Here is a 26,825-nt window from a genome sequence, read left to right as displayed (position 1 = left end):
GTCAGCTAATTGGTCTGCTATTTAAATTCAAGGAAGTATTTTAAAAACTTTTCTGGTAAATACTCTCTTCCATAAAGTCTGTACTTTAAAGGCTTTGACTCATCTTTCAAGAAGTTTTGAATACTTGTTTTGATAATTTTGGATGAATTTTCAGCACTTTGGATTGATGGGAAAACTCTAAAAAACACTAACTCATTTCCCTCCCTTCTATAGCTGAGTTTATTTTCTTCTATAAAAGCAAGTAGGTTCGATGATACTTCTGATGCTGACGTTTCCATAGTGGCGACAAAATAAACCTCAGGATATAAAAGTAGTGAAGAATTGCCTTTGGATAGGTTTTCTTGTGCAAAGCTCGGCAGTGCCAATAAAAGGAAAAGAAAGAAAGGGAGCGTCTTCATACTCCTAATACGAAAGTGGAGATGAAAACGCTACAACACATTAAAGCATTATTTATTTCAAAAACTTCCAATTGCTCTTAAAATCTCTTGGTAAATCTTCCTTCATCCTCGCTCTAAGCAATTCTATAGGCATGTAATTCTGGGTGATGAAATAATCGTGGAATTCTTTTTCTGACATCTTGCCACCTTCTACCATCTCTTGTCTCAATTGGTAAACTTGGATACCTCCAATCATGTAGGCCAGTTGATACAAGGGGCCATAGCTTCCTTCGAATGACCTACGAACTTCTGCTTCTGCATTGGCTCTTTCATGTCCTACCGCATCGACAAGATAATCTATACATTGCTGCGGCGTCCATTCTCCAAGATGATACTTGAGCGAAAACACAATCCTAGCAGCTCGGTGCATTCTCCAAAATAGCATGCCGATTTTATCCTCCACATTTCTTGGGAATTCTTTGTCCCATAGGTTAAACTCCCAATATAGCGTCCACCCCTCTACCCAAAATGGTGTATTGAACATCCTTCTATGAGGAAAGTGACGCTGATTCATAAACTGCTGCAAGTGATGACCAGGAATCAATTCATGGTGTACCACAGCCCTCGAAAAATGTGGGTTATTGCCACGCATACTCATCAGCTTATCTTCGTGGGACATCTCTGAAGTAGGATAGGAAATGATAATTGTCTCCCCTCCCAGAAAAAATGGACTTACTTTTTGCCTTTCTGCCGACATCATAGTTGTCCTCCAAGTTTCTTTTGCCATTTCAGGAATAGTCAACAAATCACGCTCCTCCACAAATTCAACGGCCTCTTCAGCCATTTCTACCACCATTCCTGGCCAAACACCAGCAGGAACATATTGGTTTTTGACATATTCGAGTGCTTTTCGCCAATCTTTACCAAAGCCCAACTCTTCTGATGCCTTGATCATTTCAGCCTCACACCAAGCGTACTGCCTTTCACCTTCTTTGATCAGCTCCTCTGCAGTATAGGAGATCATGTTGTATTGGAGTTCTTTTTCAATATTGACTTTACCAATAGGCTTTCCGATGATTCCTGAGCCATCATCTTTGACTATGGTGTTTTCAAAATGATTTTTCAAGAAACTGGAATATGCTCGGAGTGTTTGGTTCAAGCTTTCCATTGGTTTTTTCATCCACCAAGTAAACTCTGGATCATAGTCGAAATAAAAATTGTAGGCTTCATCTGTACTCCTTCTCAAAGACTCTACTACTGATGCAGCCAATTCAGCTTGTTGCCAAGAGGTATAGGGCTTGGATTTTTTCATCTGCTCCATTTTTACTTTAGCGGATCGCTCTACTTGATCAAAAGTGGCTGCTAGTTTCTGAGCATTTGGCTTGATAGCAGCTCTTCTTTTTTGGTAAAAATCTTCCAATGGAGCTCCAAAATCTACCACAGGTTTCACAGCCTTAAACTCTTCATAAGAAGCTTTGTGAAAATACTGCTGCTTCTCTAGATAGTTTTTAAAAATCTGATAGTCCAACTTTCCATCCATGGAATAGCTGTCATAAGGCATCGCCTCAAGCGCTTTCAACCAATCAGAATATAGCTTATCAAATCGCTGAAAATATTCTTCTGAATTGGAGTTGTTGTATTTCCTACTCAAGGCGCTTACATCCGCTTGGTAGCTACTGATAGCAGGATACAATTCGGTAGCAAAGGATGTTTGGATAATCAAAAAACTAAAGCAGAGTAGGATAAGGTTTTTCATATTCGAATGATATTAGTGAATCTTAGATTGAAATATACTAGAAATAAAAGTAGATTTTACTTTTGAAACATCTCTTCGATTAATTCTGAGTAGAATTCTTTTAATGTTTTGCCGATGGCTCTTACCTGCTGACTGATCAAACTGGTCTCTGTCTGTCCTGGGACGGTATTGATTTCGATAAAGTAGAATTTCCCTGTTTCATATTCCAAGAAGTAATCTATGCGCACAGCTCCCTTGCAATTGAGTTTCTGATAGACCTGAGAAATAATTCTATTTACCCTTTGCAATTCCTCGTCAGACATTCTTCCTGGAGTGATTTCTTCGGTGATTCCTGGGGCATACTTGGCCTCGAAGTCAAAGAACTCTTTGCTACTCACAATCTCTGTAGCAGGCAGGACAGTAGTTTGTCCCTGGCTATGATAAACACCAATGGAGAATTCCCTGCCAGATACAAATTCTTCCACCAAAACCTGTGTATCTTCAGCGAATGCCTTATCCAATGCTTCCTGCAATTCGTTTGGATCCTTTACTTTACTCATGCCAATACTACTGCCGCCATTGTTGGGCTTTACAAAAAGTGGCAATCTCAGTTCCTTTAAAAGCTGAGTTGGGTCAAGTTCAGATTTCTTAAAAAGCTGGACTGACCTAGCGACAAAGAGCTCTGGAATATCCTGCACTATGGCTTTGGTATACCCCTTGTTCATAGTGATGGCAGAGGTCAAGGCATCACAGGTGGTATAAGGCAAGCCAATCATATCAAAGTATCCTGCAAGCTTCCCATCTTCTCCAGGAGAACCATGAAGGATATTAAATACACCATCAAAAGTTATTTTTGAGCCTTGGATAGCAATGGAAAAATCATTGAGATCAACAGGCACTTTCTGACCATCAGCTGTTTGATGATACCAATCACCTGGGTAAATCAAAATCTTATAAACGTTATATTTTTCCCGATCGATCTGGGTTTCGACCATGGCAGCACTTTTCAAAGAGATCACGGACTCACCTGTAAAGCCTCCTGTGACCAAGGCAATTCTTTTCTTCATGGGGGTAAAGTTAAGGAGGAATTGGCTTCCTAAAAATGAAGATATAAAATGACTGCGTAAAAAAGAAAAAGCCTGCTCAAATGAACAGGCTTTTTGTATACTATAAAATTTTTACTTACTCGTCGGGATTTTGTACCATAGCAGGATTAGCATTCAACTCCGAAATAGGAATTCTCCACTGCCAATCGGCGGAGCCAGCTGGTACATTAAACAAGTTATTGATTACAGAACCTACGTGATTTGCTCCTGTTCTATCTAGTGGCAGATTTAAACGCTTCAAATCATACCATCTGAAACCTTCACCCCAAAGTTCAATTCTTCTTTGGATCATGATTTCGTCAATCAATGCTTGACCTGTATTAGTAGATTTAGTATACTCCTCATCTCTAGCAGAAACTAAATCAAATAGTACATCTTGTGCAGCTGCATTCTGACCAGCTCTAGCCAAAGCTTCAGCCTCGATCAAGTACATCTCAGCAGCTCTCATATAAGGCACATCACCCACAGAAGAAGCATTACCTTGAGCAATGAATTTTCTATTCATGTAATTGAACTTAGAGAAGTTGGAAAGTGTAACTTCATTTATAAAAGGATCTCTAAGTGCAGGGTTTGCAGCATTCGGATCCCATAGGCCTTTTCTTGCATCTGAATCAGAAATTTGTGCATAAAGCGAGCTGTTTATTGCTTTAGGGTTAGTTCTGATATTTGTTGAGTTGAAGTTAACTGACATGTATGCAAAGAAAGAAGCAAAGAATGTCTGCTGATCGTCGATCTGACGGCTACCCCACATCCACTCAGGATTGTCCACATTGTTGAAGCCTTCATACAACTGAGCGGTAGACATCAATGGATAACCTTGTCTGGCTTGGTTTGCTTGCTGTGCAGCTACTTGATAGTTACCTTGTGTAAGGGCAACTCTGGCTTTGATTCCTCTTACTACAGATGTATTGAAGTGTGATTTCGCATTTCTTCTTTCTGTCAAAAGTGTCAAAGCTTCATCCAAGTCAGCATTCACTTGTGCATACACTTCAGCAACAGTATTTCTAGGCCCACCCTCTGTAATTGGTTCTGTTACAATTGGAACACCCAATTGCGTATTAGCTCCTCCTGGCTCAAATCTTTTAGCAAAAAGCTGCACCAAATTGAAGTGTGCCCAACCTCTATAAGCTAAAGCCTGACCTTTGATTTCTCTTTTGTCTTGTGCAGGACCTTCAGCATTATCAATATTGGCAATGATCATGTTAGCATTTGCAATGATCTTGTAATAGAATCTCCAGACAAAGCGAACATCACCTGCATTTTCATTAATATGTGTTAACCACCTTGAGTTACCCACATGCCATCCATTTCCTTGAGAAGTCAATACAACATCTTCTGCCATCACTTCTCTATACATCATCACACCACCTTCACCTGGCTGACCTTGAGAGTCATATCTAATGAACATGGATCTGTGAATACCATTGATGGCAGCCCAAGCATTACCAGTTGTGGTAAATACTAAATCTTCTGATACCGCATCTGTAGGAATCTGATCCAAGAAATCCTCTGCACAACTCATGGAGAGGAATGCGGCTACTATAAATATCTTACTAAATAACTTTTTCATGACCTTTCGAATTATAGGTTAACATTTACACCCAAAGTGAATGTTCTCGCAGGAGTGAAAGTATTGGAGCTCGTACCAGAGAAAGTACCAGATACATACATTCCTCTTCTTTGAGACCACCATCCCATGTTTTCACCAGCTAGATAAACAGTAGCACCTTTTACTTTAAGTTTTTCTAACATAGGTTTAGTCAGTGTATAGGAAAGGTTGATGGATCTGATGTTCAAATAAGACGCATCAACTAACCATCTATCAGATGCACCATCAGACTGGGCTGCTGTAGTGACGTCCATCCTAGGTACATTAGTGATGTCACCTGGCTGTCTCCATCTGCTTAACAAGTCTGTATGAGATGCTCTACCATTGGGATCTGCACTCATCAAGCTAGCATAAGTGCCATCGTAGAATTGACCACCCACAGAGTAGGAGAGTAAAACACTTGCAGACCAATTTTTGTATCTGAAGGTATTGTTGATACCCCCAAAGAAATCAGGAACAGCCGTACCGTTGAAGTGGAATCTAGCTTGGTTGATCACAGAAGTCAAGGTATCAGAACCAATGATTCTGTGAGCGGAGTTGTTTTCATCATAATTGTCAACTCTGTAAAGACCTTCTCCAGTCTGAGGGTCTACACCCCACCAGTCTCTCAACCAGAAGTCATAAATACCTCTACCTACAACTAGCTTCTTAGTGCCAGAAATCAATTCATCGAAAGGAAGCTCTTTGAATTGGTTGGTATAGGTAGAGATGTTGAAGTTTACATTCCAAGTGAAGTTACCTCTTTTGTAAACATCACCAGCGATGTTGAATTCAATACCTTTGTTTTGCATGGTACCTGTATTTCTGGTGATAGAAGTGATACCAGTAGTCAAAGACAATGGTACATTAAACAACAAGTCAGCTGACTGTCTGTTGAAATACTCCAAGGAACCTGAGAATTTGTTAGCAATGGCAAAGTCCAATCCAATATCCCAAGTTGCGTTAGTTTCCCATTTCAACTCAGGGTTAGGCAATGAAGCCTGAAGGATACCTGGCTCGTTGGCATTGTTGAAACCTAGGTCATAAAGTGCTTGAGAAGCATACAAAGAGCTTACAGAGTTGTTACCCACCTCACCGTAAGCTGCTCTTAATTTCAACATCTGGAAGAAGTTAGAGCTGAAGAAATCTTCTTTGTCAATACTCCAAGCCGCACCCACAGAGTAGAAAGTACCCCATCTTGACTGAGGAGAGAATCTAGAAGATCCATCTCTTCTCAAGGATGCTGACAAAGAGTATTTGTCATCATACACATAGTTTGCTCTACTTAAGTAAGATTCAATTGTCTCTCTGTCAAATCTACCGCTGGCACCATTGATGGTTACAAAGTTATCTGGCTCAGTATTACCTTGAAGCACTTGATCTTGCTTAGAGATAGACTGTGTCTGGAATCTGTAATCATACGTCTCGTGACCTACCAATACTTCTACGAAATGCTTCTCGTCAAAAGTCTTAGAGTAAGTTAACAATTGGTTAATAGTAAAAGAGTCCGTTCTGTTGTTGGTTCTTCTAGATCTACCAGCTGGAGCACCATCCCCAATAATGGTATTGTCATAACCAATATTCAACAATGAAGTGAAGTCATTGGCTACATTCATTCTGAAAGTGAAGTTCTTTAAGAAAGATGCCTCAATATAAGCTCTAGTAGAGATCGCTGCTCTATCAAATAGATCGTCATTCAACAAAGTTTCCTGAACAACGTGTCTACCTGGGAATGAACCTGCACCACCTACTGGAAGACCAAACTGAAGTAAATCCCTTGAGTCATATATTCTATTACCATCTGGATCAAGAATAAATCCACCAGTCTGCATATTTTGAGCATATACTGGGTAGATAGGACCTATCGCTCTAGCAGTAAAGAAAGGGTTGACAAAAGAGGAAGAACCACCAGTTCTTGCATTGTTTCCTTCACTTCTTGTAGCAGCGATATTGATTCCCGTTTTCAACCAATCAGTAGCTTGTGTATTTACATTCAATCTACCTGTGATTCTTCTGAAATCAGATTTTTGGATAAAACCATCTTCATTCAAGTAGTTGATTGAAGTATAGAAATCTGATCTGTCGTTGGCACCAGAGTAAGTCATGTTGTACTCACTTCTTTGACCGACTCTTTCGATTTCATCCCACCAATTCAAACCTTGGAAGTTAGTCACTGCGTTAGGGTTGAATGTACCGTCAAGACCTACCAACTGATCGTTAGGAACATTGAAAATGTTATAACCTAAAGTTGGAATCAATTGATTTGTTGCAAACTGAGCAGCAGGACCTGGCTCTATGCCAGCAGTTAGTCTTGAGTTTCTCAAAGCCTCCCACTGCAATACATAATAATCTGCAGCACCTACTCTATCATACTCAGGAAGTGCTCTAGAAGCAGTACCGTGTTGTGCTTTGAAGTTAAAGTTTGATCTAGATTTTTTACCTCTTTTGGTAGTGATCATGATCACACCGTTTGCCGCTCTGGAACCGTAGAGTGCAGCTGAAGAAGCATCTTTCAAGATGGTCATGTCTTCAATATCCTCAGGGTTCAAGTTGGAAAGGTTACCATCAAAAGGCACACCATCCACTACATAAAGAGGAGAAGAAGATGCATTAACGGAACCAATACCTCTGATTCTGATACCTGGAGAAGAACCTGGTTGTCCAGAGGCTGAAGTAGTGATTACACCCGCTACCTGACCTTCGATTGCATTCGCAACGTTGGCAATAGGTCTGTTGGCAATCTGATCAGACTTCAAGGCGATCGCAGAGCCAGTAAAGTTACCTTTGTCTGCTGTACCATAAGCTGTGATGATTACCTCTTCAAGATTTTGGGTGTCTGGATTAAGTGTAACGTTGATGATAGATCGGTTGCCTACTACCTCTTGCTTGGTAGTATAACCGATAAAACTGAAAACAAGGGTAGCATTGTCACCCTGCACCGCGATGGAGTACTCTCCATCCAAATCTGTGATTACCCCCGTAGTTGTACCTCGTACGACTACGTTCACGCCTGGCAATCCATCTGGCTCGTCATCTGACACTACCTTTCCTGTAATGATCCTCGTCTGGGACCACGCCATAGAGATAGTCAAGAGCACTAAGACGAAACTTAGTAAACCTTTTCTCATAAATTTTGTGGGATTAATTTGATAAATTGTTTAAAGACCGAATTCTCGATCTTTCTGTAAGGTAAAGATATAGAAGCATTTTTTAAATTTTTACATTTTTTAAGATTTCAGCCTAAAAAAAATCCTATTAATTTGATCAAAGGCATGATTGTGAATTAAATGGTTGAAATTTTAAATCAATATCATCTTAAATTTCAAAATGTGTCCGATTATGCTCATAGTGGGCATTTTTCATATTCGTTCAAAATATTTATACAGTTATATTATTTCATATTCTTCACTAAATACCTAACTTTCTTCTTTCTTGATAAAATTAAAATTTATGAATTGGCAAGGCGTATTTCCTGCAGTAACCACCAAGTTTCACCAAGGTGGCAGCTTGGATATGGACATGTTTTTCAAAAACATCGACTTTCAAATAGAGTCTGGGGTGAATGGAATTATTCTGGGCGGTACTTTAGGTGAATCCTCCGTGCTGTCGCTAAATGAAAAAATCCAACTAACTACTGAAACTGTAAAGTATCTCGATAGTAAAGTACCGGTGATCCTCAATATTGCCGAAGGAGCAACCAGGGATGCTATTTTCTGGGCCGAAAAAGCCAAAGAAATGGGAGCTTTAGGCCTTATGCTATTACCTCCTATGCGCTACTCCGCTGATCACAGAGAAGTGGTGACATACTTCAAGGCAGTAGCAAATAGTACCGACCTACCTATCATGATCTACAACAACCCCGTCGATTATAAGACTTTGGTAACTATTGCCATGTTTGAAGAATTGGCAGCATGTGAAAATATCCAAGCCATCAAAGAATCTACAAGAGATATTTCCAATGTGACACGCATGCGCAATCGCTTTGGAAATCGGTACAAAATCCTGTGTGGAGTGGACACTTTGGCCATGGAGGAATTGGTCATGGGGGCAGACGGCTGGGTAGCAGGCCTGGTTTGTGCTTTCCCCAAAGAAACAGTTGCTGTTTTCAATCTTGTCAGGGCTGGAAAATATGAAGAAGCCCTACAAATTTACCGTTGGTTTCTGCCTCTTTTAGAATTGGACATTCACCCTAAACTGGTACAATATATCAAATTGGCCGAGCAAATGGCCGGAATTGGAACCGAATGGGTCAGAGCACCGCGATTGACTTTGGTAGGAGAAGAGAGAGTAAAAGTTGAGAATATCATTAAGAGGGGCTTGGAGCATAGGCCGAAGATTTAAAAATACTTCATGATATATACTTCATGAAATATAATGGAAATATGCTATGCGAAATATGGTAGAAATACGCCTACAGCGAAATAAATAGAAATATGATTGATATATACTTCGTGAAATAGATAGAAATATGCGGTAGAGGTAGTTCCACCTTGTTTCAATTTATCCCGAATCGCTCTGCTCTCAGGATCTTCTATAAAGCTCCGGTTTTTACCATATTTCAATTTATATCCATTGTATTTCTAAATTATTTCAAATCACTTTGCTCTTAGGGATCCCGCTAAATATTCAGTATGACCCATGTTTCCACTATATTTCAATTCTATTTCTACCATATTTCTATATATATTTATTGTATTCCAATCACTTAAAGCCATTTTAATTTTAAAAAAGAAATCATGAACTACGACCAAATATTCCAATCCGCTCAAGATGCTTTTTTACATTTCAAAAATGTTTCAGGAAAGGATAAAGGCAAATTTTTAAGACGGATCGCTGAAGGAATAGAGGCGGAAAAAGCGACTTTAATCCCTATTGCTGCCGGAGAATCCAATTTACCAGAAGGAAGGATTTCCGGTGAGTTGGGAAGGACAGTTGGACAGATCCGTTTGTTTGCCAATTTGGTGGAGGAAGGGTCTTGGGTAGAGGCTGTAATCGATCATGCTAATCCAGACAGAGCCCCTGCCCCCAAGCCTGATTTACGGAGATATTTGACACCCTTAGGGCCTATTGTGGTTTTTGGAGCAAGTAATTTTCCGTTGGCATTTTCTACCGCTGGTGGGGATACAATTTCCGCTTTGGCAGCAGGTTGCCCAGTGATTTACAAAGGCCACCCAGCGCATCCAGACACCTCCAAATTGGTAGGACAGATCATCCAAAAAGCTGCCATAGATTCCGGATTGCCCGTAGGATTATTTACCCATGTAGAAGGAGGAATAGCCGAAGGTCAAGCTTTGGTGAAACACCCTTTGGCTAAAGCAGTGGCATTTACGGGATCATTTACAGGTGGAAAAGCCTTATTTGACCTTGCTCATCAAAGAGAAGAACCGATCCCTGTTTTTGCAGAAATGGGCTCTGTCAATCCAATCATTACTTTTAAAAAGAAGCTTGCAAACAACTTAGAAGTTTTGGCCAAGCAATTTGTCGGTTCTCTGACACTCGGAGCGGGACAGTTTTGTACCAACCCCGGATTAATCATGGTACCCAGCGCGCATGCAGAGGATTTTGCTGAGGCTGTAAAAAAAGAATTGGAAGAAATCGCAGCAGCTCCAATGTTGCACGAGGGAATAGCAGAGGCTTACTATAAGTCGTTGGAGAGCATGAAGGAGCGCAAAGAACTCCATTGGGTACAGGTAGCTGAGGCAAAAGACCTGATCAAAGCCTATCCTGCTTTGGCCAAAATCAAGGCTACAGACTGGCTAGAGGATGATCATTTTCAGCAAGAAGTATTCGGTTCATTTGCCTTGATGGTGGTGTATGAAAATTTCAATGAACTCTTTGCAATTGCGCAGCGGCTTCATGGTCAATTGACGATCACCCTTTGGGGGGAAGAAGAAGAGTTGGCCAATAAAGCCGATTTGATCAATCAGTTGGAAGAAAAGTGCGGCAGGTTGTTATTCAAAGGAGTGCCAACCGGAGTAGAAGTAAGCCATGCCATGCAACACGGAGGTCCCTATCCGTCTACCAGCGATAGTAGATTCACATCTGTTGGCTCCTATGCTATCAAGCGATTCGCTCGGCCGATCGCATTCCAAGACATGCCACATGAACTACTCCCTGATGCACTGAGAGCCGATAATCCGCTGGGGATTTGGAGAATGGTGGACGGGGAATTCAAAAAATAGAAATGAAGTATACCTTCGGTGAAATAAAGTAGAAATATAGCTTCGCTGAAATATATTGAAATAGATATTGATGGATATTTGCAGTGCGATATTTGTGGATATTGACCCTCACCTTAATAAAAAGATTTGAAATATGCTTCGCGAAATAAAGGTGAAATACACTTTGTGAAATAAGATAGAAACTGGAACTTTAGCGGAAGTCTCGATAGCGGAGCGCTTTGGGATATGCTTCGCTGAAATATACCTTTGGTGAAATAGGGTAGATATATAGCTTCGCTGAAATATGCTTCGTGAAATATTTATCCCCCTATTTCAATATATTTCAACTGTATTTCTACAGTATTTCTACAGTATTTCAATAATAAAACATGAAAAAAACCTTCCAATGCATAGATGCCCATACTTGTGGCAATCCGGTGAGAGTAGTAGCCGGCGGAGTTCCGTTTCTACAAGGTGATACTATGTTGGAAAAAAGGAAGTTCTTCCTGGAAAACCTAGATTGGATCCGGACAGGGCTGATGTTTGAACCTAGGGGACACGATATGATGTCCGGATCTATGCTTTTTCCTCCACATGATCCTGAAAATGATTTTGCAGTCCTTTTTATAGAAACATCAGGTTGCTTGCCTATGTGTGGACATGGAACTATCGGAACAATCACTGTAGCCATAGAGGAGGGATTGATCCAGCCCAAAACACCAGGTTTCCTGAGAATGGAAGCCCCCGCAGGGTTGGTTTTGGTGAAATACAAGCAGGAAGGTAAAAAAGTAACTTCGGTAAAACTGACAAATGTAAAGAGCTTCCTTGCAGCGGAAGGATTGGAGATTGAAACTGATGAACTGGGTAAGCTTACGGTAGATGTGGCCTATGGGGGCAATTTCTATTGTATTGTAGATCCTCAGGAAAATTTTGCCGGGCTTCAGCATTTCAAAGCAGAACAGCTGATCTCTATGGCAAGAAATCTTCGTCAAAAGATGAATGAAAAGTATGAGTTTGTGCATCCCGAACATCCTCAGATCAAAGGCTTGACACATGTGCTGTGGACAGGTGAGACCATAGATGCCTCAAGTACTGCCAGAAATGCAGTTTTTTATGGTGAAAAAGCCATAGACCGCTCTCCATGCGGAACTGGAACCTCGGCAAGAATGGCACAGTGGTTTGCCAAGGGTTGGCTGAAGCCTGGTGATGAATTCATCCACGAGAGTTTTATTGGATCTAAATTTACCGGAAGAATTGAAGAAGTCACTGAAATTGCGGGCAGACCAGCTATCATCCCAAGCATAGAAGGTTGGGCAAAAGTCTATGGCTACAATACGATCATACTGGATGATGATGATCCTTATGTGCATGGATTTCAAGTGATATAGAGAATGGAACTCGGAAGACGCTGATTTGGCGGATGAACACGGATTTTTTATCAGCGATCATCCGCATAATCCGCGTCATCACGATACTCGGGACAGGTTCTGCGTTCCGTCCAACCCAGAATTTTTTCATAAATCAGATTTTCTTATTCTACACATTTTTGATCTGCGACTATCTGCTCAATCCGTGTCATCAGTGTTCCATCTTAAGACAGGATTATTTTTCTATTAGGTAAATTATCCGATATTTTTTTATTATTAATAAAAATGGCCATCTGAAAATCATCAAGAGTTTATGACCAATCCTTAAACTTTATCAAACCAAATATTACCCTTCAATAATTTTTTCTGACTCTATTTTTCCAAAAAACATTATCTTTCTTGAAGAAAAGAATGTTAATGCAAAGAGCCAAAACCCTTAACTTTCTTTAAATGAAATCCATGTCTTGGTACATGGTACTTCATACATTGTACAATAAAATATGAAACCAACCATCATCATCGGCGGAGGCATTATTGGACTTTTTACTGCTTACTATTTGGTAGAAGCAGGAGTGGAAGTTGTGATTGTAGATAAAGGTGACATGCAGGTGACTACTTCTACCGGAAATGCAGGCATGATTGTGCCGAGTCATATTATTCCTTTGGCTGCTCCAGGGATGATTTCCAAGGGAATCAGTTGGATGTTTTCTTCTAAAAGTCCTTTTTACATTCATCCACGATTGGATAGGAAACTGCTTGAGTGGTCCTGGTTATTTTATCGTGCTGCCAATCCACAACACGTGGAAAAAAGTATCCCTTTTTTGAAAAATATCAGTTTGTTGAGCAAATCACTTTATCAAGAATTCAAATCAAAACATACTGATGCAGACTTAGGCTTAGTAGAAAAGGGATTGATGATGCTTTATCAAACTCCAGAAGTGGAAAAGGAGGAAATTGAATTTGCCCACTTGGCGAGAAAGCATGGCTTGGAAGCTGAAATTCTTAGCCCAGATGACATTGCAAACCTAGAACCTAATCTGGAAGTAAAAGCGCGTGGAGCAATATTGTTTCCCGGTGATGCGCATTTATCTCCTTCCGCATTATACAATTATCTAAAGACTTACCTCAAATCAAAAGGCGTTACATTCAAATCTAATTTATCGGTTTTGGGTTTTGAGAAAAAAGGAGCTAAAGTCAGCGCAGTCGTTACTCCTGAATGGGCAATAGAGGGTGATCAATTTATCCTCTGTGGAGGAGCTTGGTCAGGTGAGTTGGCCAAAATTTTAGGATTCAAACTGCCCATGATGGGAGGAAAGGGCTACAGTTTCGTTCAAGAAAATCAACCAGAGATCAAGCAGGCATCCATCCTGACTGAGATGAAGGTGGCCGTAAGTCCTTATGGTAATCAAGTGAGATTTGGCGGAACGATGGAAATAGCAGGTACCAATGAAAAAATAAATATGAATCGGGTCAGAGGGATTTTTGAATCCATCAACCGCTTTTATCCTGATTTTCAATCAAAATTTCCTGAACCAGAAGAGATCTGGAAAGGACTTAGACCTTGCTCACCAGATGGTCTTCCATACATAGGTAAGGCACCTGGTATGGAAAATGTATTAGTCGGCTCTGGTCATGGCATGATGGGGATTTCCATGGCTCCAGCCACAGGGAAAATCCTCACCCAAATCCACCAAAAAGAAGCCACTGGGATTCTGATTGATGGATTTGGGGTGGGGAGGTTTTGAGAATTTATCTTTACTTTGGAAACCAAACCTTAAAATAATTACAAAAAATGAAAAGGATATTGCTTGTTGTTTTGCTATTTGTATTGGTCACCAATTGCAAAACACTGGAGCAAGGCTCAAAAAGTAGCCCTTCACCAGCTTATCCATCTATTGAGCCAGCATTAAGTGAAATTGAAATAATCCCTACTATAGATCTCTCATTTGTCAAAGAAGCTTATAGAAATTTTGTACCTGAAGTTATTTCTAAAGACTACTTTTTGGATTATAATGGCTTTGTTCTAGAGTTTGATACGTTGACCAGACATGCCAAATGGGTAAGTTACTTGCTATGCAGAGCACATCTAGGCTCGGGCGAAGAGCGATCGAGTAATTTTAGAATGGAAAGAAGACTGGGTGAACTGAGTCCTCGTGACGCAGCCTACCGCAACTCTGGCTATGATAGAGGACATTTAGCACCAGCAGCAGATATGAGTTATAGCGCCGAGAGCATGTATGATAGCTTTTTCTTGACCAATGCAAGTCCGCAAGTTCCTGGGTTCAATCGTGGAATTTGGAAAAGACTTGAAGATCAAGTCAGACGTTTTGCTTCAGAAAAAGACAGCATCTATATCGCCACAGGCCCCATCTTACATGATTCGCTTCCTACTCTAGGAAATAGTCCTATCAGGATCCCGACATATTATTACAAAGTTTTGCTCAGAAAATCTGTCAACAATCCACAAGGGATTGCATTTGTCATGAAAAATGAAGCAGCAAGTGGTGACCTCAGCCATTACGCGGTGAGCATAGATAGTGTAGAAGTACTGACTGGAATCAATTTCTTCCCCCTTCTCAATACCGCAGAGGAAGCCCAAGCAGAAGGCCGATTTGACTTGACTTATTGGTTTGGGAATTAAAAAAGGCCCCAAGAGAATTCCCCTGAGGCCATAACCAATCTACACCAAAAATTTTATCTAAACCACCATCATTTTACTTTCAAACTTCCACCGACTCGATGTTTTTGAAGTATACTTGATTGTCAGCATCCAAGTCCACCAATACTGCTGAATCATTCTTGATGTATCCTGATAAGATTTGCTTAGAGAGTTCATTCAAGATCAATCGCTGCATGGTTCGCTTGAGAGGTCTCGCTCCAAACTGCGGATCAAAACCAACTTCTCCCAAGTAATCCAAAACCTCTGGCGTAGCCTCTATCTCAATGTTGGATTCTTCAAGACGCTTTTGAATCTCTCTCCATTGGATATCCACGATTTTCCTAATTACTCCTTTGTGAAGTGGTTCGAACATGATCGTCTCGTCAATCCTATTCAGAAATTCTGGTCTTACCGATTTCTTCAAAAGATCATAGACCTCTGCCTTTGTTTTCTCCAGTATCTCCTCCTTGTTCCACTCCTCCATCTCGGCAAATCGCTCTTGAATCAATGCTGACCCAATATTTGTAGTAAGGATGATGATGGTGTTTTTGAAATTGGCAATCCTACCCTTATTATCTGTCAACCGACCATCATCTAATACTTGAAGTAGGATGTTGAACACATCAGGATGGGCTTTTTCAATCTCATCAAGTAAGACAACAGAATAGGGTTTTCTTCGCACAGCTTCTGTAAGTTGACCGCCTTCATCATACCCTACATAGCCTGGAGGTGCTCCTACCAGTCTGGATACGGCATGTCTCTCTTGGTATTCTGACATGTCTATCCTGACCATAGCATTGTCATCATTGAAGAGGTATTCTGCAAGGGCTTTCGCCAATTCTGTTTTTCCAACTCCCGTGGTACCCATGAATATGAATGAACCAATAGGACGCTTGGGATCCTGAAGTCCAGCCCGGCTTCTTCGGACTGCATCTGACAATGCTACGATTGCTTCTCGCTGCCCAGCTACTCTTTTCCCCAATTCTTCTTCTAAGTGGAGCAGTTTTTCGCGCTCACTTTGAATCATTTTGCTCAATGGGATACCCGTCCATTTGGAAACCACAGCGGCAATATCTTCATTGTCTACCTCCTCTTTGAGTAGCGGAGAGCCTTGTTGCATTTCTTCTAATTGACTTTTGAAGGACTCTAGTTTTTTCTCCGCTTCCACGATTTTACCATATCTGATCTCGGCTACTTTACCAAAATCGCCTGCTCTTTCTGCTTGCTCTGCCTCCAGCTTGAATTTATCGATATTCTCCTTTTCTCTTCTGATACCAGTGATGACAGCTTTTTCACTTTCCCACTTGGCTTTGACACTCTGTCTCTTCTCAGATAATTCTGCAATTTCCTTACTTAGAATTGCTTCTTTATCCTTGTTGTTTTCTCTTCTGATTGCTTCTCGCTCGATTTCTAGCTGCATGATCCTCCTATTGAGCTCGTCCAATTCCTGTGGAAGTGAATCGATTTCCATTCTCAATTTGGCTGCAGCTTCATCCATCAAATCAATTGCTTTATCAGGTAGAAAACGATCAGAAATATACCTTTGTGAAAGTTCTACTGCTGAAATCACCGCATCGTCCTTGATTCTTACACCATGGTGGAGCTCGTATTTATCTTTGATCCCTCTCAAGATTGATATGGCATCAGCGGCATCAGGTTCGTCCACTATCACTGACTGAAACCTTCTTTCAAGGGCTTTATCTTTCTCGATGTATTTCTGATATTCTTTCAGCGTGGTAGCACCGATGGCATGCAATTCTCCCCGAGCCAATGCAGGCTTGAGCAGGTTTGCAGCATCCATTGCGCCTTCTCCTCCTCCACCTGCTCCAATAAGGGTGTGGATTTCATCAATGAATATGATAATCTCCCCATCTGAATCTGTCACCTCTTTGATGACTGCTTTGAGTCTTTCTTCAAATTCTCCTTTGTATTTGGCACCAGCTACGAGCAAACCCATATCCAAGGAGATCAATGTTTTTGATTTGAGATTCTCTGGGACATCACCACTGACGATTCGCTGAGCGAGACCTTCCACGATAGCTGTTTTACCAACCCCCGGTTCCCCGAGAAGAATAGGGTTATTTTTGGTCCTCCTAGCTAAAATCTGTAATACTCTCCTAATCTCTTCGTCACGGCCAATGACAGGGTCTATTTTCCCTTTTTTGGCCATTTCATTCAGGTTCTTGGAGTATTTCTCCAATGCCCTATATTTAGATTCTGCATTTTGGTCTGTCACTTTATTTCCTTGTCTTAGTTCCTTGATGGCTTCGATCAAGTTCTTTTCATTGAGCCCTTGATCTTTTAATAATTGTGCTGCCTTGTCTGATCCATTCAGTACTGCCAGAAGCAAATGTTCAATAGCCACAAACTCATCCCCAAAGGTCTTGAGGTAATCCTTGGCTTTGGTAAGTACTTGATTGGCTGAATTGGATAGATAAGGTTGCTGACCACTTACTTTTGGGAAGCTTTTAATAAGCTCTTCCAATTTTTGGGCGATCAGATTTTTATTCACTGATAATTTTTTAAAGATAAAATCAGTGACATTCTCATCTTCTGAAAAGATTCCTTTCAAAAGATGTGCTGGCTCTATGACCTGCTGTTGCTCGGCCAAAGTCAATTCTGCGGCCTTTTGAATAGCCTCTTGAGACTTGATGGTGAATTGTTTGAAATCCATTATTTGATAGTTTTTCTGTTGCTGTGGTAGTTAAGCTATATAGATCGATATGATGTTAGTGTTTCCAACCTTCAGTATAGCTCACATCAAGCAACTCATCAAATGCTCAACCAGAGCGATTTTGCTGAAAAAATGTCCGAAAAAATCACTTACAGCGCTCGATTTCAAGACTATTTGGCAGAATTCTCGAAGGCCTAGCATCAAAATCAGGTAAGGAAGTCTGATCAAAGTGAAATAACTGGGACATAAAAAAAACCCACGAATGTGGGCTCATTATTTTGATTAGAATAAGGTCAATTAATTCTCCTTTGACTTGTATCTTTCAAGATCTCTTTCAAATTTGGAGATTTCAGAGTTGGCCTTTTCTACATTGATTTCTAGTTGCTTTTGTTTCAATTCCATTTTTGCTACTTTTTCATTTGTAGTACCTTTTTGAATAGCCTTCTCTATTTTCAAGTTTTGTTGAGCCAATTTGATTTCTGCTTTTTGCCGCTTTGTCACAGCTTTATCATAATTTTTTTGCGCCTTTTCAAGGTTTTTTACTCGCTTTGCTTCTGCTTTTTCTGCAGCTTGCATTCGCTTTACCTCGGCTTGTTGCGCTTTAAGTTCTTTCTTTTCCTTTGCCAATCGCTGTTTTTCCTCCTTTTGAGCCTGTTTCATTTCAGCTATCTCAGACTTACTCATTTCTTTCTTTTCAGCAGCTCCTTGAGCTTGCACTCCAGCAGAGGACAAAAGCATACAAAATAGAAAGCCAAAAGTTAAAGTTAAATTTTTCATAAGAGTTCAGTTTTTAGAATGTCATTATTTAATCTGCTATGTAGTTCAACAACTATACCAAGGAATCATAAGAAGTTTAAATTTATCAATTAAATATTGTTTAATGTATATTATTGAGTGTTTTTTGTAATTTAGGTTTAACTTTTAAAGACATATTATGTTTGAGCAGTTTCAGTTTAATTTGATTTCCATACCTGTATTTACCACAAGTATCCTTTTTCTCTTTTTGATCATTCTAAGTAGAAAAAAAAACAATGAGTATGGGGAAAAATACTTTACCTATCTTCTGATTTCATGCTTTTTATATGCAGTGCTATATGGGTTTGAAATCATTTCTACCTCAGAATTTTACATCGTCGGTTTTTATAAATTAGAGTTCATAGGAGGTGTTTTTATCACACCATTACTGTTAGCTTTCACTCTAAAATACAGCGGAAATGGAAAGTTCTTAAATACACTTGGCAAATCCTTCCTTTTTGGCTCCGCAGTGATTTTTCTGCTATTGCTTTTTACAAATAATTTTCATCAGCTCTTCTATAAAAGCTTTGGAACCCTTTCACATGAACTCTACACTTCCATCGTCTTAGAGCCTGGTATAGTTCATTGGTTGTATGGTATTTACAATATCATTTTGGTGGTTATCACCAATATTCTGTTAATCAGAATGCTATTATTTGTTCCAGATGCATTTTCGAAGCAAGTTGTCATCATCCTGATGGCTACATTGATTCCTTGGTTGACACATATTTTAGATTTATTTGAGTTTTATGAGACACCTCTAGATCTAGTTCCTTTCTCATTGGCACTGAGTGCCATCTTCATGTATTGGGGACTATTCAAATTGGGGCTTCTTAAGTCAATGCCCATAGCATTCGAGAAAATTTTTAATGAACTCAGTGACGGGGTTATTATTTTGGACAAAACAGGAGAAATCATCACCTATAATAAGACAGTATTGAGGTTGCTTAAACTCCAAGGAGCTTTAACTAAATCAAAACTTTTGGCTGAATGGCCTGGCACTAGTAGCTATTTAGACATCAAAAACCCTGCTTCTCCATCTGAGTTACATCCACATAATGGCCAAACTCTCCTCCTCAGCAGGGAATCTGCGGTAGAACAGGGTCATGGTGATGATCCTATTCATTACATCATGCTGAGGGATATTTCAGCGGAGAAAAAAACACAGATCATCCTCAAGTCCAATGAACAAAAGCTTCAAAAAGCAAATGCTAACCTACTGAGGAATGAACGTATGCTCAAGTCTATAGCTTTGGCCACTAAGGAACTGCTATCAAACCGAGATTTTGCAATTGCAACACAAAAAGCCATCACTATTCTTGGAGAAGGGGCAGGGGTAGATCGAGCTTATTTATTTGAGAATAGCCAAGATGAAGAGGGCAACTTGTATAGTTCACAGCGATTTGAATGGAGTGCATCAGGCGTGCCACCAGAAATCAACAATCCGAATTTGCAAGGCTTACCTATGGATCTATATGGAGAGGCTGTAGATTTTCTCAAAATCAATAAGACTTACCAAACAATTGTCTCACAACTCAGAGACATTGAGCTCAAAAGCTTACTAGAAGGACAAGAAATCAAGTCTATACTACTCATTCCAATATTTGTAGGTGATGATTTTTGGGGCTACGTGGGATTTGACGATTGTGCCAATGAAAAAGTTTGGAGCGATGCAGAAGCAGCCTTGTTGCTGAGCTTTGCAGACAGTATTTCTAATGCAATTGAAAGAAAAACATTAGAACAAAACCTTTTCAAGTCAATGCAACAAGCTAAAGAAGCCAGTATTGCAAAATCAGAATTTTTGGCCAATATGAGTCATGAGATTCGAACACCACTCAATGGCGTAATCGGATTTTCAGATCTATTGATGCGTACTAGCTTAGACCAAACACAAAGAAACTACCTCAAATCCATTACACAGTCAGGCAATCTGTTGCTTGACCTGATCAATGATATTCTAGATTTCTCCAAAATTGAAGCTGGGAAACTTGAGCTCAGCCCCATCAAATTGAATTTGAAAGAATTGGCAGAGGAAACTCTCACAGTCATCAAGCCTTTGGTAGAAGAAAAAAACCTGAAGCTATTACTTAGCCTAGATCTCAAACTTCCTCAAGTAGTTTTGTTAGATATAACTCGGATCAAGCAGATCCTGATGAACTTGCTTAGTAATGCGGTCAAATTCACAAAAGAAGGGGAGATAGAACTATCCATTCAAGCAAAATCTATCGATTATAAAAATCAACATGCGGATTTGACATTTGCTGTGAAAGATACTGGAATTGGCATTTCTAAGGAAAAAGAAAAAATCATTTTCGAGGCATTTGCTCAAGAGGACAATTCTACCACAAGAAAGTATGGAGGGACAGGCTTAGGTTTGACCATCTGTAACAAACTCTTAGAACTGATGGATAGTAAACTAGAGCTGGAAACCAAAATGGGAGAAGGAAGCAGATTCTACTTTACTATCACTGTACCTTTTGAAAACCCAGATGGACTAGAATTACCTTCAAAACCTGATGAAGAAAGTCCTATTGAAGAAGACTTATTGGCAGTTAAAAACCGAAAAATTCTCCTTGTTGATGACAATCCAGTAAATATGTTGTTGGCCAAAACAATCGTCAGAAACCTGATTCCTTCAGCAGCAATTTACGAGGCTAAAAATGGATTGGAAGCAGTAGAGTTATTCAAAATCTACAAACCAGAAATCGTCTTTATGGACATACAAATGCCAGAAATGAGTGGCTATGAAGCAACACAGGCCATCAGGGCATTTGAAATAGGGAAGAAAACACCAATCATCGCACTCACTGCTGGGACAGTAAAAGGGGAGTATGAAAGATGCTTAGAAGCAGGTATGGATGATTACTTGAGCAAGCCCATTTTGGTTTCTGATATTTCTGAAAAACTCTTTCAGTACCTAGATAATAAAGTAGAAGAGAAGGTATTTGAATCTAAATTTGAAGAGTATAAATCAACCGATCCTGATTTTTTCAAGGAACTGATCGTAGTCAGCAAAGAAAATTTGATAAAGCTTCAAGAACAGATCGTTGTTGATATTTCCGGAAAAAGCCTGAATAAGATTAAACAAACTGCTCATGCCATTAGAGGAATTGCTTTGAATCTTGATTTGAAAAAACTGTCTGAAATAGCAGGGGAAATAGAAAAAATTAAAGAGCTATCTGTTGAAGAGAATCTGATGCTTTTCAAACAGCTAGAAGAAGAAATCAATCAGATTCTTCATAAACTTGAAAAGGAAATCAATGAAATATGATCATTCATGATTGGATGGATAAAAAAAGGGAAGCGCTGCTTCCCTTTTATGGTTTTATGGTTTATGAATATATAACAATTATTTTCCTGCCGCAGCTTCAACAGCCTTCCAAACACGGAAGAAATTTTGATAACAAATCTTCTCTATGTCGGCTCTAGAATACCCTAGTTTCAACAATTCAGCGATCAAGTTAGGATACATAGAAGCGTCTTTTAATCCTTCAGGAAGGGAGTCTCCTACTCCATCAAAATCTGACCCCAAACCTACATGATCTATACCAACTAACTTGACCACATGATCTATATGCTCAGCTACTTTACTTACATGTACAGTAGGCTTATTAGCTTCCATGTATTCATTGATGTATTCCTGAGCAGCTTCATCTCTTCTTGTTAGGCCATTTTCTTCTAGCCATGCTGCGATATGCGCTCTATTGGCACTGTTTTTCTCAGAGTATGCTTGATCCAAAAAGCTACCACCGAAGGTGATCATGACCATTCCGTCTTTCTCTGCTATTTTTTGGATGATTTCATCTGACACATTTCTTTCAAAGCCGGGTGTGAATTTCCTGGCTGAGCTGTGAGTAGCCACGATCGGTGCCTTGCTAAGCGCTGCTACATCAAAGAAAGTTTTGTCAGTAATGTGAGATACATCGATGATCATACCCAATCTGTTCATCTCAGCCACAACCTCTTTTCCAAATTCACTTAACCCGCCGTGCGTTTCTGCATCATCATAAGAAGAATCCCCAACCAAGTTATCTTTACCATGGGTCAGCGTCATATATCTAATGCCTTTGTTGTAAAAATATTCCACATTACTCAAGTCATCTTCTATAGCAGCAGCATTTTCTATTCCCATAGGAAGCGAAAGCAGACCTTTTTTGAAATTAGCCTCAATCTCTTCTGGAGATTTGGCCAGAGCAATTTTATCGGGCCAAGTAGTTGCTAACCTTTCGACCATCATGATCAAGGTATCAGCCAAATCTTTTGCCCCACCTCTATCCTGATATCCTGCTGGAATATAGATCGCCATAAACGGCGCATCCATTCCACCTTCCATCGCTCGAACATAATCTATGTTTCCTGACTCTTGTCGATTGATGAAGTCATAGACTTCACCTGTCATGGTGTTGCCTTGGTTGTACATCCTAAATGGAAGATCCATGTGGCCATCTACAATGATGGTATTTTTAGCGATTTCTTTGGCTATTTCCAGCCTTTCCTCATCAGTGAGTTGGGTGTAATCCACTTCTACAGCCTTTTCGCTACAAGCAAAAGCCATGGCTACCCCAAGTGTAAGTGATAAAATTTTTCTCATAAAGTACAGGTTTAGATTTCAATTTAAATAATACACAAATACCCAAAACTATAAGATTTATAAACGGTTATTATTTGGGTTTAAACCTATGTAAAGGAAGTCAAAACACTACTTTTAAAATGGTTTGGACAAAAATTATTAACTTAACAAACTATTCATTTTCAATTTATTAATTCAAAAAACATGAAAAACTCATTATTTATTCAACTCTCGCTGTTAGCGACTTTCCTTTTGGTGTCCTGCGGAAACGGCTCTAATGAAACAGTCATTGAGGATGAAAATGAAGACGAAATCACACCAACCCTAACGCTCTTATGGGAGACTGATGATACTTTAATCACCAATGAATCTGTGCTGTATGATGAAGCGACAGGCACCATCTATGTTGCTAACATCGATGGCAATCCCACAGAAAAAGATGGCAAAGGTTCCATCAGTATCATAGACAAAGAAGGTAATATTATAGAGCAAGAATGGGTCACGGGAATTGATGCGCCCAAAGGTATGGGAATCACCAATGGCAAACTCTATGTAACCAATATTGATGAACTGGTTGAAATAGACATTGAAACAGCTAATATCAGCAACAGATATGCGGTAGAAGATGCTGCTTTCCTCAATGATGTGGATGTACACAATGATAGAGTTTATTTCTCTGACATGGCAACTGGCAAGATCCACTTTTTATTAGCTGGTGAGATTTACCTTTTTGCAGAAGGACAAAATAACATCAATGGGCTGAGAGTTGGAGGAGATGGTACATTATATGGCTTGGATGCAGAAGGCTTAAAAAAGTACGATGAAAAAGGCAATTTTGAAATGATCAACCAAGAAGTCACTGGTGGAGATGGGCTGATCATCATAGACGATAGTACTTTCTTAGCAAGCAGATGGCAAGGTGAAATCTACCTCATCCAGAATGGCATCGCAACATTATTATTGGACACCAAAGCTGAAGATTCCAATACTGCCGATATAAGTTTTATTCCTTCCGAGAATATTGTCCTTGTGCCTACGTTCTTCAAAAATAAAGTAGCAGCATACCGCTTGTCCTATTAATTGGATACTCGATTTAGAAATCTGGTTTTCTCTATACGAATTCAAGTGAATGTCCTTACCTTTAAGGTAGATTTCCTCTAAAAAATTATGCTCTCCAAGCATATTCCGAAGAGGTAAAGTGAACGCAATTATGAATAAGTCAGAACACATCAATTACGAATTAGAAAAAAATCTTGAGGTCATCAGTCAACTCGATGACTTTGTGGGTTATGCAGTAGACAATACATTGGTAGACCCAGATGACTGCTGGCAACCCACAGATTTTCTCCCTGATATGGGAGAACCAGATGCTTTTGACCAAGTCAAGCAGCTACAAGAAAGAGCCGCTGGAATTCCAGATACCATCATTACTTCCTTGATTGGAAATATGATCACTGAAGAGGCCTTACCGAGTTACCAGACTTATTTCAATCTATTGGAGGGAATCAATCCAGAGGGCAACCTTCTCAGTCCATCTGGCTGGGTAAGATGGTCTAAGGCCTGGACAGCTGAAGAAAATCGTCACGGTGACCTGCTCAACAAATACCTTTACCTATCAGGTAGAGCTGATATGAAGAAAGTGGAGCAGACCATACATAGACTCATCTACAATGGTTTTGATCCTAAGTCTGAAAAAGATCCATATCAGGCAATCATCTATACTTCATTCCAAGAAAGAGCAACCAAAATCTCCCACGTGAATACTGGAAAACTAGCTGATAAAGCTGGTGACGATGTGCTTTCAAGAATTTGTAAAACCATCGCTGGTGACGAGGCAAGACATGAAAAAGCATACAAATCTTTTATGTCTGAGATCTTCAATATTGATCCAAATGGAGCAATTCTCGCTTTTGAAAAAATGATGCGCAAGCAAATCGTCATGCCTGCAGTTCTGATGGGAAAAGGAAGTGCTAACCCTAGCCTATTTGATCAATTCTCTGCAATCACCCAAAAAATCGGTGTTTACACAGGTTGGGATTATGCTAGAATCATCGACCATTTGGTGAAACTTTGGAAAATCGAATCTCTTACAGGTCTATCAGATGCTGCTGCCAAAGCTCAGGATTACCTCTCAGGCTTATCAGACAGATACATGCGCGTAGCTGATAGAATGAAAGCTCCAGACGAAATTCAACTCGCTTGGTTGAAGTAATGATTTATTCATAAGCGAAACTCGGAAAGTAATAAAGTAAAACCCTGATATATCTTAATTAGATATTGATTGATATTAGGTACTAATAGATATTGACCAAATGCAAATGTTAATTTTGGAACCTGAGGTTATTGGTATTAAAGTGAATTAAAAGTATTCACATAATTTGAGATATTATTAAAAGCACTGAGCTAAGACTCGGTGCTTTTTTTCTTGCTCAACTATTTCATAACCGGTCTTTGATTCTTATAGCTAACCTTTTCTATCATAGTAAAACACATCGAATACGCAGTGGAGAGCATTAAAAAAACTGCGATAATCTGTAAGATCAGCGCCATCCGCGTTCCATAATAGTAGCACACAGATTTGGCAGATTTGCACAGATTTTTTATCACACTCTTTGTGTATCATTATACTCTTTGTGGCTATGAATACCCTAACCAAGGAGAAACACAATGAATACGCAGAGAAAAGAATCAAAATATATCTGCGATAATCTTTAAAATCAGCGTCATCAGCGTTCCATCAAGATTAGAACTTATAATATTTTTCAAGAAAAGGGAACAAAATATACAATTTCTCGATTTCATGTATATACATTAAATACCACTATGAAAACAATTAAGAGAATACACCCCGCTGCATATCATCCAATCGCTGATCTGATTACATACAATCCACTGCCTTCACATAACCTAAGGCAGATAGATCCATTTATTTTCCTCAATCACCATGGGCATCAGACTTACCCAAAAAATAATAATGGTCTACCTTTTGGCCCTCATCCTCATCGAGGAATGGAGACGGTCACCTTCATTTTAGAAGGAGACATCATGCACATGGATTCTGGGGGCCATGAATCTGTCATCGAAGCAGGTGGAATCCAGTGGATGACTGCTGGAAGTGGTTTGATCCATGCTGAAGTGAGTTCTGAGAAATTCAAAAAAGAAGGAGGAGATCTTGAAATCCTTCAATTATGGGTCAACTTACCTGCCAAACACAAAATGACCAAACCAAAATACATTGGTCTACAAAAAGATGAAATCACAAGTTTCAAACTAGATAATGGAAAAATCAACGTACAACTCATAGCTGGAGAATGGAATGGTAATCAGGGTTCATTTGAAACCATCTCTCCGATAACTCTGAGCACTATTCACATGAGTGAAGGAAGTAGTCTCACCAAGGAAATTCCTCAGGAAGAAAACATCTTCTTTTACATCGTCAAAGGAGCAGTACAGGTACAAGGAGAGACTATTCCTTTTCGTAACCTAGTCGAATTCAACAATGATGGAGAAAGTCTGACAGTGAAAGCTTCGGAGGATGCTATTATCATTCTTGGTCATGCCAAGCCTTTCAACGAGCCTATGGTTGCCCAAGGACCTTTTGTCATGAATACGCAACAAGAAATCATGCAAGCCTATCAAGATTACCAAGCAGGAAAATTTGGGACTTGGGATCATTAATTAAATTCTGCTGACAAAAACCACACATATTCAATTGCTAAGAGTTTGTGTGGTTTTTTTATTTTTGTCATCAGCAATCCTAAAAATTAAGAATTTTTCAATCTTCAAATCTTAA

At 39.7% G+C, this 26,825-nt stretch carries 17 protein-coding genes; 9 read left to right on the top strand and 8 right to left on the bottom strand.

The window, feature by feature from the left end:
* Positions 1-17 precede the first annotated feature (17 nt).
* The 5 genes from BW935_RS03845 to BW935_RS03825 form a co-directional block, all read right to left on the bottom strand.
* Positions 18-398: a hypothetical protein gene (locus BW935_RS03845; protein WP_076498732.1), complete on the bottom strand. Its 381-nt coding sequence runs from the start codon at positions 396-398 to the stop codon at positions 18-20.
* A gap of 52 nt (positions 399-450) precedes the next feature.
* A complete protein-coding gene (locus tag BW935_RS03840; RefSeq protein ID WP_076498731.1) occupies positions 451-2,133 on the bottom strand; it encodes a DUF885 family protein in 1,683 nt (560 codons plus the stop codon).
* Between the two features lie 56 nt (positions 2,134-2,189).
* Positions 2,190-3,179 (bottom strand): D-alanine--D-alanine ligase, encoded by a 990-nt coding sequence (locus BW935_RS03835; protein ID WP_076498729.1) that lies wholly within the window; start codon positions 3,177-3,179, stop codon positions 2,190-2,192.
* A 115-nt stretch (positions 3,180-3,294) separates the two neighbouring features.
* Entirely contained in the window at positions 3,295-4,788 is a 1,494-nt protein-coding gene (locus BW935_RS03830; RefSeq protein ID WP_076498727.1) for a RagB/SusD family nutrient uptake outer membrane protein, read from the bottom strand.
* Positions 4,789-4,799: 11 nt separating this feature from the next.
* Positions 4,800-7,934 (bottom strand): SusC/RagA family TonB-linked outer membrane protein, encoded by a 3,135-nt coding sequence (locus tag BW935_RS03825; protein ID WP_076498725.1) that lies wholly within the window; start codon positions 7,932-7,934, stop codon positions 4,800-4,802.
* A 322-nt stretch (positions 7,935-8,256) separates the two neighbouring features.
* On the opposite strand from BW935_RS03825, the gene BW935_RS03820 reads away from it, so the two are divergent.
* From BW935_RS03820 to BW935_RS03800, 5 genes are all read left to right on the top strand, one after another.
* The gene (locus tag BW935_RS03820; RefSeq protein ID WP_076498723.1) at positions 8,257-9,147 is read left to right on the top strand and encodes a dihydrodipicolinate synthase family protein; all 891 of its coding nucleotides are present in this window, start codon (positions 8,257-8,259) and stop codon (positions 9,145-9,147) included.
* A 395-nt stretch (positions 9,148-9,542) separates the two neighbouring features.
* Positions 9,543-10,988, top strand: a complete 1,446-nt coding sequence (locus tag BW935_RS03815; protein WP_076498721.1) for an aldehyde dehydrogenase (NADP(+)) — start codon at positions 9,543-9,545, stop codon at positions 10,986-10,988.
* 368 nt (positions 10,989-11,356) lie between these two features.
* Positions 11,357-12,355: a 4-hydroxyproline epimerase gene (locus tag BW935_RS03810; RefSeq protein ID WP_076498719.1), complete on the top strand. Its 999-nt coding sequence runs from the start codon at positions 11,357-11,359 to the stop codon at positions 12,353-12,355.
* Positions 12,356-12,834: 479 nt separating this feature from the next.
* Entirely contained in the window at positions 12,835-14,079 is a 1,245-nt protein-coding gene (locus BW935_RS03805; protein WP_076498717.1) for an NAD(P)/FAD-dependent oxidoreductase, read from the top strand.
* A 47-nt stretch (positions 14,080-14,126) separates the two neighbouring features.
* Positions 14,127-14,975, top strand: a complete 849-nt coding sequence (locus BW935_RS03800; protein ID WP_084565785.1) for a DNA/RNA non-specific endonuclease — start codon at positions 14,127-14,129, stop codon at positions 14,973-14,975.
* A 79-nt stretch (positions 14,976-15,054) separates the two neighbouring features.
* Here BW935_RS03800 and clpB read toward each other — a convergent pair whose 3' ends face one another.
* Both clpB and BW935_RS03790 read right to left on the bottom strand, forming a co-directional pair.
* Positions 15,055-17,667, bottom strand: a complete 2,613-nt coding sequence (clpB, locus tag BW935_RS03795; RefSeq protein ID WP_076498714.1) for an ATP-dependent chaperone ClpB — start codon at positions 17,665-17,667, stop codon at positions 15,055-15,057.
* 297 nt (positions 17,668-17,964) lie between these two features.
* Positions 17,965-18,444, bottom strand: coding sequence for a hypothetical protein (locus BW935_RS03790; RefSeq protein ID WP_139325487.1), 480 nt, complete (start codon positions 18,442-18,444; stop codon positions 17,965-17,967).
* Between the two features lie 157 nt (positions 18,445-18,601).
* Here BW935_RS03790 and BW935_RS03785 point away from each other — a divergent pair, with 157 nt between their 5' ends.
* Entirely contained in the window at positions 18,602-21,733 is a 3,132-nt protein-coding gene (locus BW935_RS03785; RefSeq protein ID WP_076498711.1) for a histidine kinase N-terminal 7TM domain-containing protein, read from the top strand.
* 78 nt (positions 21,734-21,811) lie between these two features.
* On the opposite strand, the gene BW935_RS03780 is transcribed toward BW935_RS03785, so the two are convergent.
* The gene (locus tag BW935_RS03780) at positions 21,812-23,053 is read right to left on the bottom strand and encodes a dipeptidase (protein ID WP_076498709.1); all 1,242 of its coding nucleotides are present in this window, start codon (positions 23,051-23,053) and stop codon (positions 21,812-21,814) included.
* A 183-nt stretch (positions 23,054-23,236) separates the two neighbouring features.
* On the opposite strand from BW935_RS03780, the gene BW935_RS03775 reads away from it, so the two are divergent.
* The 3 genes from BW935_RS03775 to BW935_RS03765 all read left to right on the top strand — a co-directional run bounded on the left by BW935_RS03775 (position 23,237) and on the right by BW935_RS03765 (position 26,710).
* Entirely contained in the window at positions 23,237-24,112 is an 876-nt protein-coding gene (locus tag BW935_RS03775; RefSeq protein WP_076498708.1) for a YncE family protein, read from the top strand.
* A gap of 130 nt (positions 24,113-24,242) precedes the next feature.
* On the top strand, positions 24,243-25,244 hold the full coding sequence (locus BW935_RS03770) for an acyl-ACP desaturase (RefSeq protein ID WP_076498706.1): 1,002 nt from the start codon (positions 24,243-24,245) through the stop codon (positions 25,242-25,244).
* Between the two features lie 611 nt (positions 25,245-25,855).
* On the top strand, positions 25,856-26,710 hold the full coding sequence (locus BW935_RS03765; protein ID WP_076498705.1) for a pirin family protein: 855 nt from the start codon (positions 25,856-25,858) through the stop codon (positions 26,708-26,710).
* Positions 26,711-26,825: the final 115 nt, after the last annotated feature.

It is taken from the genome of Belliella pelovolcani, from assembly GCF_900156785.1.
GTDB lineage: Bacteria > Bacteroidota > Bacteroidia > Cytophagales > Cyclobacteriaceae > Belliella > Belliella pelovolcani.
The sequence above is the reverse complement of the archived record's forward strand: the minus strand, read 5'-3'. Positions and strand labels throughout refer to the sequence as shown.